Below are 12,532 nucleotides of genomic sequence, written 5' to 3'. Positions count from 1 at the left end.
GGAATGCAGATGTTACTGGGCAAGCTGGCGGGCGAGCACTATCAGGATCAGATGACCAAACAGGTCGGCTCGATCGAGATTACAGGTCTTGCTGCCGATAGCCGCAAGGTTGTGCCCGGCACCCTGTTTTTTGCTCTGACCGGCAGCAAGGCGGATGGAGCCGCCTACATTGCCGACGCCGTTGCGCGGGGAGCCGCCGCGGTCGTCGCAAGCCATTCCATCGATTCCCCTGTGCCTGTGATCACCGCCGAAAACCCGCGCCATCTGCTGGCCCTTGCCGCCGCCCGTCTTGTCGGTCGGCAGCCGGAAATCATGGTGGCGGTCACCGGCACTGCGGGCAAGACCTCGGTTGCATCGTTCACACGGCAGATCTGGGCCGAGGCCGGCAAGGCTGCGGCACAAATCGGCACCACCGGCGTCATCTCGCCGAAACGCAATGACTACGGCTCCTTGACCACGCCGGACCCGATCGCGCTGCATACATTGCTGGGCGAATTGGCTGACGAGGGCGTGACCCATGCGGCGATGGAAGCATCCAGTCATGGTCTCGACCAGAGCCGGCTGGATGGCGTCAAGTTGGCGGCTGCCGGGTTCACCAATCTCGGCCGCGACCACATGGACTACCATCCGACGGTCGAGGACTATATGGCCGCCAAGATGCGGTTGTTCGATACGCTTTTGCCAAAGGGATCTCCGGCGGTGATCTTTGCCGATGATCCGTGGTCTGACGAGGCGATCCGGGTCGCGACGGCTGCCGGTCATGACGTGCGCACTGTCGGTCGCAAGGGCGGTTTCCTCAGCCTCAAGCGCGTGGAGCATTTCCGGCACAAGCAGGTGGCTGAAGTTCATTGCGGTGACGAAATCTTCGAGGTGCATATTCCGCTCGCCGGCGATTTTCAGATTGCCAACGCGCTGGTTTCTGCCGGCCTTGCCATTTCGACCGGCACACCGGCTGCGGTGGCGTTAAAGGCACTGGAGCATCTCAAGGGCGCCTCGGGTCGACTTGAACTGGTCGGCCAGAGCAAGAGCGGCGCGCTTGCCTATGTCGATTACGCGCACAAGCCGGATGCACTGGAAAACGTCCTGAATTCTGTCCGTCCGTTCACCACCGGCCGGGTCATCGTCGTGTTCGGCTGCGGTGGCGATCGCGACAAGGGCAAGCGGCCGATCATGGGTGAAATCGCCACGCGGCTTGCCGATATCACCATTGTGACTGACGATAATCCGCGTTCGGAAGCGCCGGCGACCATCCGGTCCGAGATCATGGCGGCAACGCCGAGGGGTATCGAGATCGGCGATCGTGCGCAGGCGATCCGCGCGGCAGTGGCAATGCTTGCCGCCGGCGACACGCTGATCGTGGCCGGCAAGGGACACGAAGAGGGCCAGACGGTTGGTGCTGTCACCTTGCCGTTTTCCGATCATGCCGAACTGCGCAAAGCATTGGAGGAGTTCGACCGTTGACCTTTCTTTGGACGTCGCGCGACATGGTGGCCGCAATGGCCGGACGACCTTTCGGCAATCTGCCGGAGGGCATAACCGGCATTTCGATCGACAGTCGGACGATCACGCCGGGTGAGGCCTTCTTCGCCATCAAGGGCGACCGGGTCGATGGCCATGACTATGCCAGCATCGCGATCGCCAATGGCGCGTCGCTGCTGGTGGTCAATGAAGCAAAGCTTCCGGCGCTGGGGCGCCTGACCGTGCCGATGATCGTGGTCGAAGACGTTTTGATCGGGTTGGAAAAGCTCGGCCAGGCTGCGCGTGACCGGACACCGGCCACGGTGATCGCGGTAACCGGCTCCGTCGGCAAGACGACGACCAAGGAAATGCTGCGTGTTGCGCTGGAACCCTCCGGCAATGTGCATGCCGCCGTTGCATCGTTCAACAACCACTGGGGCGTGCCGCTGACGCTGGCGCGCATGCCGATGGATACGCGCTACGGCGTGTTCGAGATCGGCATGAACCACCCGGGCGAGATCGGCCCGCTGGCGCAGATGGTACGGCCGGACGTGGCGATCATCACGACGATCGCGCCGGCGCATCTGGGCAATTTTTCAAGCGTGGAGGAAATCGCTGCTGCCAAGGCGGAGATCTTCGATGGCCTGGCGCGTGGGGGCGATGTCATCCTCAACCGCGACAACGCCTATTTCGAACAGCTCGAACAGGCGGCCTTTGCTGCCGGCGTGGAAAATATCCACACCTTCGGCCAGCATGCCAAGGCTGAGTTCAGGCTTGCCGAATTCGATGGAGCGGCGGAACGCTCGACGGTGTGGGTCTCGTTTGGCGGAGAAACCCGCGAAATCAGTATTGGCGCGCCGGGCCGGCATCTGGCGGAGAACGCGATGGCTGTCCTGGCTGCCGTCTCGCTCGTCGGTGCCGATGTCGACGCGGCGATCGACGCATTGGCAAACCTTGCCCCGGTCAAGGGGCGTGGTCAGCGCCACAAGCTGGCGATCGGCCGCGATGTTTTGACGTTGATCGACGAGAGCTACAATGCCAACCCGGCATCTATGCGGGCGGCAATTGCGGTCCTCGCCGCGTCCCAGCCTGAATATGACGGTCGCCGCATTGCCGTGCTTGGCGACATGCTGGAGATGGGCGATTTTTCCGCAAGCGTACATGCCGATCTCGCAAGCCCGTTGCTGGCGGCCGGGATCGAGCATGTCTGGCTTGCCGGACCTGAAATGACGGCCTTGCGCGATGCACTGCCGGAAAGCGTCCATGTCGTCTATCTGGAAACGACGGCGGAACTGGCGAATTTCGTCGCGGCTGAAGTGCGTGCCGGAGACGTGGTCATGGTGAAATCCTCGCTCGGGCTTGGTTTCGGCAAGATTGTAGCGGCGCTGCTTGACAAGTATCCGGCATTCCCCGACACGGAGCGCCACTTTTAATCCGGGCTTTTGGAAAGGGCTCCAATGCTAATCTGGCTTGTGGAACTGGCGGACCACTTTCAATTCTTCAATTTGTTTCGGTACATCACCTTCCGCACGGGTGCTGCCCTGTTCACCTCTGCCCTTGTCGTCTTCCTGTTCGGCCCCATGATGATTTCATCGCTTCGGGTCAGACAGGGCAAGGGACAACCGATCCGTGCCGATGGTCCGCAGACCCATTTCAAGAAGGCCGGTACGCCGACGATGGGCGGACTGATGATCCTTGCCGGCATTGTTGTGTCGGCGCTTTTGTGGGCTGACCTGTCCAATGTCTATGTTGTGGCGACGCTGCTGGTGACGCTGGGCTTTGGCGCGATCGGTTTCTACGATGACTATCTGAAGGTCACCAAGCAGACGGACAAGGGCTTTTCGGGCAAGGCCCGCCTAGGTCTTGAATTTCTGATCGCAGGTATTGCCGTCTATTTCATGATGGGGTCGGCGCTGCATTCGGGGGCTCAGGGCTCCACCTTCGGTTCGTCGATCACCTTTCCTTTTGTCAAGGATTTCATGATCGATCTCGGCATCTTCTTTGTGCTCTTCGGTGGCTTTGTCATCGTCGCGGCCGGCAATGCGGTGAACCTGACGGACGGTCTCGATGGCCTTGCCATCGTGCCGGTGATGATTGCGGCCGCCTCGTTCGGCGTGATTGCATACCTGACCGGCAATGCGGTTTTTTCCAACTATCTGCAGATCCATTTCGTCCCGGGCACCGGTGAACTTGCCGTGCTGCTGGGTGCCGTGATCGGTGCCGGTCTCGGCTTCCTGTGGTTCAATGCGCCGCCGGCTGCCATTTTCATGGGTGACACCGGCTCTCTGGCGCTGGGCGGCCTGATTGGTTCGGTCGCGGTTGCGACCAAGCACGAGATCGTCATGGCAATCATCGGCGGCTTGTTCGTCATGGAAACGCTGTCGGTGATCATCCAGGTCGGCTATTTCAAGATGACGGGACGGCGCGTGTTTTTGATGGCGCCCATCCACCATCATTTCGAGAAACTCGGCTGGACCGAAAGCCAGGTGGTGATCCGCTTCTGGATCATCGCGGTGGGTCTCGCCATGCTCGGCCTTTCGACACTCAAGCTGCGGTGAGGCCGAGATGATCCCGGCCAGCACATTCAAGGGCAAGCGGGTTGCGCTGTTCGGCCTCGGCGGTTCGGGTCTTGCGACAGCGAAGTCGCTGGTTGCCGGCGGCGCCGATGTCTTTGCATGGGATGACAATCCCGACAGCGTCGCGAAAGCGGCAGGCGAGGGCGTCAACACCGTCGACCTGCACAGTCTCGACTGGAAAACGATATCGTCCTTCGTGCTGTCGCCGGGCGTCCCTTTGACGCATCCCAAGCCGCACTGGTCTGTCGCGTTGGCGAGGGCCGAAGGCGTCGAGATCATCGGCGATGTCGAGATTTTCGTGCGCGAGCGTCGTGCTATCGCCCCCAATTGCCCTTTCATCGCCATCACCGGCACCAATGGCAAGTCGACCACTACGGCGCTGATTGCGCATATCCTGACTGTCAGCGGTCGCGATACGCAACTGGGCGGTAATATCGGCCGTGCCGTGCTGACGCTTGATCCTCCGAAGGACGGCCGCTTCTTCGTTGTCGAGTGCTCGTCCTACCAGATCGACCTTGCGCCGACGCTGAACCCGACAGCCGGCATTCTTCTCAACCTGACGCCCGATCATCTCGATCGCCATGGCACGATGCAGCACTATGCCGAGATCAAGGAGCGTTTGGTCGCCGGAGCGGGAACGGCGATCGTCGGTGTCGATGACAGCTACTGCGAATTGATTGCCGACCGTGTCGAGCGTGGCGGGCACAAAGTCATGCGGATCTCCAAGCGCCAGCCTTTGGCCGATGGTCTTTATGCCGAAGGTTCGCGAATCATTCGTGCCGAAGTCGGTGCCACGGCATCGATCGCCGAGCTTGACGGGATTCAGACACTGCGCGGTGCGCACAATGCACAGAATGCGGCGGCAGCCATAGGCGCCTGCCTTGCGGTTGGCGTCTCTGTTGCCGAGATACAGGCAGGGCTTGCCAGCTTTCCGGGGCTCAAACACCGCATGCAGCCAGTCGGTCGACGTCGGCAGGTGGTGTTTGTCAATGACAGCAAGGCAACCAATGCCGAGGCTGCGGCACCTGCTTTGTCGAGCTATCAGCGGATCTACTGGATTGCCGGTGGTCTGCCGAAAGAAGGCGGCATCACAAGCCTCGCACCACTCTACTCGCATATCGTGAAGGCCTATCTGATCGGTGAAGCTGCATCGAGCTTTGCCGCGACGCTGGGCGAGCAGGTGCCGTACGAGATTTCCGGCACACTCGATCGTGCCCTGGCCCATGCAGCCGTTGATGCCGATCAAGATGGCGAAGCCTCTGCGGTCATGCTGTCACCGGCTTGTGCAAGCTTCGACCAGTACAAGAATTTCGAAGTTCGCGGTGATGCCTTTGTCGGTCACGTCGCGGGACTGGAAGACGTCACCATGCTGATCGACATGCCAACAGGAGGCAATTGATATGGTTAGCCGTGTGGAGAGAGGTCCGCTTGCGGACTGGTTCTGGACCATCGACCGCCTGTTTATGATCATCTTCGTCATGTTGATGGGCATCGGCCTGATGCTCTCCTTTGCGGCATCGCCGGCGGTTGCCGAGCGGCTTGGCCTCGACAGCTTTCACTTCGTCAAGCGCCATGCCGTGTTCATGCTGCCGGCGCTGAGCGTGATGATCGGCCTTTCCTTCCTGTCGCCGCGGCAGGTTCGCCGGACGGCGATGGCATTGCTCGCCATCTCGCTGATCATGATGGTTCTGGTGCTGTTCATCGGGGTCGAGGTCAAGGGTGGCCGCCGCTGGCTGTCGCTTGCGGGTCTGTCGATCCAGCCGTCCGAATTCATGAAGCCGGCTTTCGTGGTGATTTGTGCCTGGCTGTTCGCCGAACATGCGCGCCAGCCTGAAATTCCGGGAAACCTGTTTGCGATCCTGCTTTTCGGCATTGTTGCTGCCCTGCTGATTGCCCAACCCGACCTTGGTCAGACCATTCTGACCGCCAGCGTCTGGGGCAGCATGTTTTTCATGGCCGGCGTGCCCTGGTTCTGGATCGTCGTGCTGGGGGCTCTGGGCGTCAGCGGTTTTGTCGGCGCTTACATGACGCTGCCGCACGTGGCTGGCCGTGTCGACCGGTTCCTGACAGGCGAGGGCGATACATTCCAGGTAGATACCGCCCGCGAGGCGATCATTCGTGGCGACTGGTTTGGCCAGGGGCCGGGCGAGGGGATCGTCAAGCGTATCATTCCCGACAGTCATACCGACTTCATCTTCTCGGTTGCCGCCGAAGAATTCGGCATCATCTTCTGCATGCTGCTGGTGGCGATCTTCGGCTTCCTGGTGCTGCGCGGTCTCAGCCATGCATACCGCGAGCGCAATGACTTCAACCGCTTTGCTGTGGCGGGTCTGGTGTTGCTGCTCGGCATTCAGTCGATGATCAATATCGGCGTCAATCTCGAACTGCTGCCGGCCAAGGGCATGACACTGCCGCTGATCTCCTATGGCGGCTCGTCGATGACGGCGATCTGTGTGACGGCCGGCTTCATTCTGGCCCTGACGCGTCGGCGTCCGGAAAAGCGGGCGCAGGAGCGTAGCCTGTTCCGGTCGGTTGCCGGCGTTCCGGCGGAGTAAGACGATGTCCAAGGGGATCATACTGCTTGCCGCCGGCGGAACCGGCGGCCATCTGTTTCCGGCCGAAGCGCTGGCACACGAACTGAAACAGCGTGGCTACAGCGTGCATCTGGTGACCGACCGGCGTGCCGAACGTTACGCCGGAAGTTTTCCGGCCGATGCCCTTCACACCGTTGCCTCGGCGACGATCGGCTCGAAGAACCCGGTAGCGATCGTCAAGGCGCTGCTGGCGTTGTGGAACGGCTATCGCGAGGCACGCAAGCTTGTCTCTGAGCTGAAGCCGAAAGCGGTGATCGGGTTTGGCGGTTATCCGACCGTGCCGCCCCTGATGGCCGCGGCTGGACTTGGCGTGCCAACGGCCGTGCATGAGCAGAATGCCGTCATGGGCCGGGCCAACCGCATGCTCGCCTCGCGTGTCGATGCGATTGCAGGCGGGTTTCTGGCACCCTCCGGAAGCCATGCGTCGAAGATGGTCGTGACTGGCAATCCGGTTCGTCCGGCCGTGATTGCGGCGGCGGCCAAGGACTACATTCCGTCGTCCGCCGGTCAGCCATTCCGCCTGGTGGTATTTGGCGGAAGCCAGGGCGCCCAGTTCTTTTCAGATGCCATTCCGGCTGCGATCGCCCTCCTGCCGCTCGACTTGCGCCAGCGCCTCGTGGTGACGCAGCAGGCGCGCCCCGAAGACCAGCAGAAGGTCATCGGCATCTATCAGGGGCTTGGACTTCGCGCCGATGTCGAGCCGTTCTTTAACGACATGGCAAAGCGTCTTGCCGCAGCCAATCTGGTGATCTGCCGGTCTGGCGCCTCGACGGTATCCGAACTTGCGGTGATCGGCAGGCCGAGCATCCTCGTGCCTTACCCCTACGCACTGGATCACGATCAGACCGCCAATGCCGCAGCACTTGCCGCCAATGGCGGCGCCCGGGTGATTGCACAGTTCGAACTGACGCCGCAACGGATCGCCGATCTGTTGAAAGAGGCGCTTGAAGGGCCGGAATTGCTCACGAAGACCGCTGCGGCGGCAAAAAGCACCGGGAAGCCCGATGCTGCCGGCTTGCTCGCCGATCTGGTAGAGGCTATTGCCGCTGGCAAGGGTGTTGCCCAGGTCAAGGGAGCCAAACAATGAAAATGCCGAAATCCATCGGGCTGGTCCATTTCATCGGGATCGGCGGTATCGGGATGAGCGGGATCGCGGAAGTTCTGCACAATCTCGGTCACAAGGTCCAGGGTTCGGATCAGGCCGATAGTGCCAATGTGCAGCGCCTGCGCGCCAAGGGCATCGAGGTATTTGTCGGTCACACGGCCGAAAATCTTGGCGAGGCTGAGGTCGTCGTCGTTTCGACGGCGATCAAGAAGAACAATGCGGAACTGATTGCGGCACGCGAGAAACTGCTGCCGATCGTTCGGCGGGCTGAAATGCTGGCGGAACTGATGCGCTTCCGCAATGCGATCGCGATCGGCGGAACGCATGGCAAGACCACGACGACGTCGATGGTGGCAGCCCTTCTCGATGCCGGCCAGATGGACCCGACGGTCATCAATGGCGGTATCATCAACGCCTATGGCACCAACGCCCGCATGGGCGAGGGCGAGTGGATGGTGGTGGAGGCCGACGAGTCGGATGGCACCTTCCTGAAACTGCCGGCGGATGTTGCGGTGATCACCAATATCGACCCCGAGCATCTGGATTACTACGGCACCTTCGACAATGCGCGGGCGGCCTTCCGCCAGTTCGTCGAGAATGTGCCGTTCTATGGCTTCGGTGTACTTTGCCTCGATCATCCTGAAGTGCAGGCGCTGGTGGGCAAGATCGAAGACCGCAAGGTCATTACCTATGGCGAGAACCCGCAGGCTGACGTGCGTTTCTCCAATGTGCGGCTGGATGGCACACGTTCGATCTTCGATGTGGAAATCCGCCGTCGTCGCACGGGTCGCGTGTTCACGTTCAACGACCTCATCTTGCCGATGCCCGGTCGTCACAACATTTCCAATGCCTGCGCGGCGATCGCCGTTGCCAATCGGCTGGGAATTTCCGAGGACGCCATTCGCAAGGGGCTGGAAGGCTTCGGCGGCGTCAAGCGGCGTTTCACGCTGACCGGAACCTGGAACAACGTTCAGGTGTTCGACGACTACGGACATCACCCTGTCGAGATCAAGGCCGTGCTGAGAGCTGCGCGCGAATCCTGCAAGGGCCGGATCATCGCGGTGCATCAGCCGCATCGCTATTCGCGTCTCGCGAGCCTGTTCGAAGACTTCGCCAATTGTTTCAACGATGCCGACACATTGTTCCTGGCGCCGGTATATGCTGCGGGCGAAGATCCGATCGAGGGGATCGATTCGGAAACGCTGGTCTTGCGGATCAAATCCGGTGGTCATCGCGATGCGCGCTACCTACCTTCGGCTGATCAACTGGCTTCGCTGATCGCAGGCATTGCGCAACCGGGTGATTTTGTGGTCCTGTTGGGGGCGGGTAACATCACACAATGGGCCGGTGTGTTGCCTGCGGAACTTGATGCAATTTCGGGAAAGTCTTGAATGAAACAGGTGGATGGGGAAAAGCTGCTGGCCTCGCTGGGCCCAGGTGTCAACGAGCTGAAGGGGCGACTGACGCCGGATGCGCCGATGGATCGGGTCACCTGGTTTCAGGCCGGCGGCCTGGCAGAACTGATGTTCCAGCCGCATGATACGGCGGATCTGGTCGCGTTCCTCAAGCTCCTGCCAGAAGAAGTGCCGCTGACCGTGGTCGGCGTGGGTTCGAACCTTCTGGTACGCGATGGCGGTATCCCAGGTGTGGTCATTCGTCTGTCTGCCAAGGGTTTCGGCCAGGTGGAACTGGCGGGTGAAAACCTGATCCGTGCCGGCGCCATTTGCCCGGACAAGCACATTGCCGCCATGGCGATGGACAACAATATCGGCGGATTTCATTTCTACTATGGTATCCCCGGTTCGATCGGCGGTGCGATCCGGATGAATGCCGGCGCCAATGGCGGCGATACCGCAAGCCGGCTGGTCGAGGTCGAGGCGGTCGATCGAAAGGGCAATATCCACGTCCTGTCGAATGCCGATATGGGCTACAGCTATCGCCATTCGTCAGCACCTGACGGACTGATCTTCACCAGTGCGCTGTTTCAGGGCTTCACCGAAGACCGGGCCAAGATTCGGGCCGACATGGACGCGGTGCGCCATCACCGGGAAACCGTGCAGCCGATCAAGGAAAAGACCGGGGGCTCGACCTTCAAGAACCCGGAAGGCCACTCGGCCTGGGAATTGATTGACGAGGCTGGCTGCCGTGGCCTGATGATCGGCGGCGCGCAGATGTCATCGCTGCATTGCAACTTCATGATCAATGTCGGCCATGCCTCCGGCTACGACCTGGAATACCTTGGCGAAACCGTCCGGCAGCAGGTTTTTGAACATTCGGGTATCAAGCTGGAATGGGAAATCAAGCGCCTTGGCATTTTCATGCCTGGACGCGAGGTGAAGCCATTCATGGGGCAGGTGGCCGCGACGGCCTGATAGGGCGACTGAAGACCGGTCGCCAAACCGGTCTTATCTCAGGCAAAAGTCTTGCTGAAGGCGGCGGTGAACTTGATGGCGCCGTCATTGCCCGTCGCCTCCGCCAGCACCACGTCCATTGTCCTGTCAGTTATCCGGATCAGGCCGAAACCGCCCATGAAGGCTGCTTTCGGTTTTATGATGTCGTAGCCTTCGGCCTGATAGAGCATCGGCGTCTCATGCTGGTGGCCATGGACGATGGCCATGATGTTGTAGCCTTTCAGCGTATCCAGAAAGACCGACCGCGCTTCATCGGACCACCAATGCGGCGCGCCTGTTCCGTCTTCGTCATACGTGCTTTTTGCCGGATCCCAACGCTCGCGTGAAAAGGCGTCGAAGCCGTAGTGCTGGAAAATGATGACCGGGCGGCCATCGGCTGCATAGGTGGCCAGATCGCTTTTCAGCCAGTCGATCGCATTTGCTGCACCCTTGTTGGTGTCGCCGGCGAAACGCTGCGCCTGGATCAGGTGCAGACCGTCCCAGTTCCACGAATAGGTGTCGGATAGGTCGTGGTAGTTGTCGACCGCCACCGTCGGCTTGAAGAAGACATTGGGGCGATGGTTCATCTGGACATATTCGCGCATTTCCCGTCGATACCAGTCGCCCTGCGGCGCGATGCCGTCCTGGTCGAGGTCGTGATTACCAAGGCCGACATACACAGGGTAGTGGACGCGGTCCGTGCCGACGCCCTGCTGGTAGCGGTGGGAAAATTGCAGCAGTTGCGAGCCTTCGGCGGCAAGCGCCGTCTGGCCTCCGCCATCGTCGGTCATGTCGCCGCTGACGACGATGCCGCGCGGGGTGGCGATCTTTTGTCCGGCGCTGGACAGGCCGCTGGGCTTTCCGTCGATCTGGGTCGGCCAACGCTCGTCTTCAATGCGGTTCAGTGCCGCTATGTGGCGCAGAAGGTTCTCATCGGTCTTGCCTTCCTCTGCGCAATTTGGGCTAAGCCCGCTGCCCATGTTGCAGGTGTGGATGTCGTTGGTGATCAGGAATGTCACGTCTGTTGGCGGGATCGTGTCTTTTGCGGAGAGGCGCGTCGGGAGAAGCCATGGCAAGCCTGCCGACAGTCCGCTCCCAATCAACTGACGCCTTGAAATCATCTGCCGCTCCCAATCATAATTTCAGCAGTCAAGGGTATGGCGGTTTGGCGTAGGTGGCAATCTGCCGGGTGGGTATTGCAAGCCGAAACAAAGGACACAAAACCAAACGGTTCTCGCTCTCCGTTACCATTTTGATTCCGCTTCATCCTCCTGCAACGCACCGGGCGATTTACGTTGAACCGCCGAACATAGCATTCCCACGAATTTTTAACTTCGCTGAAATATGCTGCCCCGCGATTGGGGCGAGCGATGATCAGCAAGACGAACGAGTGGATAATCCGGCAGTTGAGCTTGGGCGAATTCGCTTCGCGCAAGGCTGTGTTCTCTCGTTCTGTCCGGATGGCCGTCAAGATTGCGGCTTTTGCCTATCTGCTGAATGTGCTGTCGCATTTCGGCCTCGTGGCTTTTGGACTGCTGCCCTATGATCTCGGTCCAGCACTGGTGATCGCCACCGTGCTGACGCCACCCGTTTCCTTCATCGTCGCGCTGCTTGCCTATTCGGTCGTCGGCTTTGCCGTCTACGATCTCGGCGTATCGCGCCAGCGTTTCGAAGAGCTCAGCCGCACCGATATGCTCTCCGGTTTGATGAACCGGCGGGCCTTCCTTGATGAATTTGAAAAGAGCCGGGGACCTGTGTCGCTGCTGCTTTTCGATATCGATCGATTCAAGGCCGTCAATGACAGCCTTGGACACAAGGCCGGCGATGATGTGATTGTCACCGTCGCCGCAGTGATGGCTGTCGCCGTCAAGGGGCGTGGTGTGCTGTCGCGCATCGGTGGTGAGGAGTTTGCCGTGCTGCTCGCCGGCGAAGCACCTCAGGATGCCATGCAGCTTGCCGATGAGATACGTGCGAGAGTGGCGGATGCGTCCATCGGAACGGTCGGAAGGGTGTTCAGCGTCACCGTGTCAGGTGGTGTGACGGATGCAACGGCCGATCGCGGGTTCAGCGAAATCTTCTCGGATGCGGACATGGCGCTGTATCATGCCAAGGCCACCGGCCGGAACCGAATCGTGCACGCCGCGTCGCTGATTTCAGCTGCCGGGGACCGCAGTCGTCAGCAGACGCCCATCATCGACGCTCCGGCCACGCTTCGCCGCGCCTGAGTTTGTTTTTGAATTTAATTCATTAATTTCAATATATTGCGATCATTTTCGCCGCTTTAGAGTCAGCCGGATCGGGTGTGGCCTGGGGCAACAAGTTAACGAAAGTAAACGCTTCATTAACCTTAATGTTGTTCTACTGATGCTGCAAAGGTCGTCGCGGCATGAGTGTTCGCAGACCCAGGTT

At 60.3% G+C, this 12,532-nt stretch carries 10 protein-coding genes; 9 read left to right on the top strand and 1 reads right to left on the bottom strand.

Translation table 11 applies throughout. The features are described from left to right. Positions 1-9: 9 nt before the first annotated feature. Genes GVK95_RS08125 through murB form a run of 8 tightly spaced genes read left to right on the top strand, consistent with a single transcriptional unit; the run spans position 10 to position 10,105 of the window. Entirely contained in the window at positions 10-1,461 is a 1,452-nt protein-coding gene (locus GVK95_RS08125; RefSeq protein ID WP_159948622.1) for a UDP-N-acetylmuramoyl-L-alanyl-D-glutamate--2,6-diaminopimelate ligase, read from the top strand. Further along, positions 1,458-2,891: a UDP-N-acetylmuramoylalanyl-D-glutamyl-2,6-diaminopimelate--D-alanyl-D-alanine ligase gene (locus GVK95_RS08120; RefSeq protein ID WP_159948362.1), complete on the top strand. Its 1,434-nt coding sequence runs from the start codon at positions 1,458-1,460 to the stop codon at positions 2,889-2,891. Before GVK95_RS08125 ends, GVK95_RS08120 begins: the two co-directional genes overlap by 4 nt. A gap of 24 nt (positions 2,892-2,915) precedes the next feature. Next, positions 2,916-4,016, top strand: a complete 1,101-nt coding sequence (gene mraY / locus GVK95_RS08115; protein ID WP_159948360.1) for a phospho-N-acetylmuramoyl-pentapeptide-transferase — start codon at positions 2,916-2,918, stop codon at positions 4,014-4,016. 7 nt (positions 4,017-4,023) lie between these two features. Further along, complete coding sequence (gene murD / locus GVK95_RS08110; protein WP_159948358.1) at positions 4,024-5,433, top strand: UDP-N-acetylmuramoyl-L-alanine--D-glutamate ligase; 1,410 nt, start codon at positions 4,024-4,026, stop codon at positions 5,431-5,433. Position 5,434: 1 nt separating this feature from the next. After that, positions 5,435-6,589, top strand: coding sequence for a putative lipid II flippase FtsW (gene ftsW, locus GVK95_RS08105; protein WP_159948356.1), 1,155 nt, complete (start codon positions 5,435-5,437; stop codon positions 6,587-6,589). A gap of 4 nt (positions 6,590-6,593) precedes the next feature. Continuing rightward, positions 6,594-7,715 carry an undecaprenyldiphospho-muramoylpentapeptide beta-N-acetylglucosaminyltransferase gene (gene murG / locus GVK95_RS08100; protein WP_159948354.1) on the top strand — a complete coding sequence of 374 codons (1,122 nt, stop codon included), beginning with the start codon at positions 6,594-6,596 and terminating at the stop codon, positions 7,713-7,715. Then, entirely contained in the window at positions 7,712-9,124 is a 1,413-nt protein-coding gene (murC, locus tag GVK95_RS08095) for a UDP-N-acetylmuramate--L-alanine ligase (protein ID WP_159948352.1), read from the top strand. The genes murG and murC overlap by 4 nt, the downstream gene beginning before the upstream one ends. Continuing rightward, the gene (gene murB, locus GVK95_RS08090; protein WP_159948350.1) at positions 9,125-10,105 is read left to right on the top strand and encodes a UDP-N-acetylmuramate dehydrogenase; all 981 of its coding nucleotides are present in this window, start codon (positions 9,125-9,127) and stop codon (positions 10,103-10,105) included. It begins immediately after the preceding gene. 38 nt (positions 10,106-10,143) lie between these two features. Here murB and GVK95_RS08085 read toward each other — a convergent pair whose 3' ends face one another. Next, positions 10,144-11,244, bottom strand: coding sequence for a metallophosphoesterase (locus tag GVK95_RS08085; RefSeq protein ID WP_244618687.1), 1,101 nt, complete (start codon positions 11,242-11,244; stop codon positions 10,144-10,146). A gap of 249 nt (positions 11,245-11,493) precedes the next feature. Here GVK95_RS08085 and GVK95_RS08080 point away from each other — a divergent pair, with 249 nt between their 5' ends. Then, entirely contained in the window at positions 11,494-12,348 is an 855-nt protein-coding gene (locus GVK95_RS08080; protein WP_159948348.1) for a GGDEF domain-containing protein, read from the top strand. Positions 12,349-12,532 lie beyond the last annotated feature (184 nt).

The sequence above is a fragment of the Rhizobium sp. 18065 genome (assembly GCF_902706095.1).
In the GTDB taxonomy this organism is placed as follows: Bacteria; Pseudomonadota; Alphaproteobacteria; order Rhizobiales; family Rhizobiaceae; genus Allorhizobium.
Note: the sequence above shows the minus strand (reverse complement) of the source record. Positions and strands in the feature narration are given on the sequence as shown.

What these genes read in the sequence shown, in the direction of transcription:
- GVK95_RS08125 (WP_159948622.1), top strand. Translation starts at nt 10, where the DNA reads ATGTTACTGGGCAAGCTGGCGGGCGAGCACTATCAGGATCAGATGACC.
- mraY (WP_159948360.1), top strand. Translation starts at nt 2,916, where the DNA reads ATGCTAATCTGGCTTGTGGAACTGGCGGACCACTTTCAATTCTTCAAT.
- murD (WP_159948358.1), top strand. Translation starts at nt 4,024, where the DNA reads ATGATCCCGGCCAGCACATTCAAGGGCAAGCGGGTTGCGCTGTTCGGC.
- ftsW (WP_159948356.1), top strand. Translation starts at nt 5,435, where the DNA reads ATGGTTAGCCGTGTGGAGAGAGGTCCGCTTGCGGACTGGTTCTGGACC.
- murG (WP_159948354.1), top strand. Translation starts at nt 6,594, where the DNA reads ATGTCCAAGGGGATCATACTGCTTGCCGCCGGCGGAACCGGCGGCCAT.
- murC (WP_159948352.1), top strand. Translation starts at nt 7,712, where the DNA reads ATGAAAATGCCGAAATCCATCGGGCTGGTCCATTTCATCGGGATCGGC.
- murB (WP_159948350.1), top strand. Translation starts at nt 9,125, where the DNA reads ATGAAACAGGTGGATGGGGAAAAGCTGCTGGCCTCGCTGGGCCCAGGT.
- GVK95_RS08085 (WP_244618687.1), bottom strand. Translation starts at nt 11,244, where the DNA reads ATGATTTCAAGGCGTCAGTTGATTGGGAGCGGACTGTCGGCAGGCTTG.
- GVK95_RS08080 (WP_159948348.1), top strand. Translation starts at nt 11,494, where the DNA reads ATGATCAGCAAGACGAACGAGTGGATAATCCGGCAGTTGAGCTTGGGC.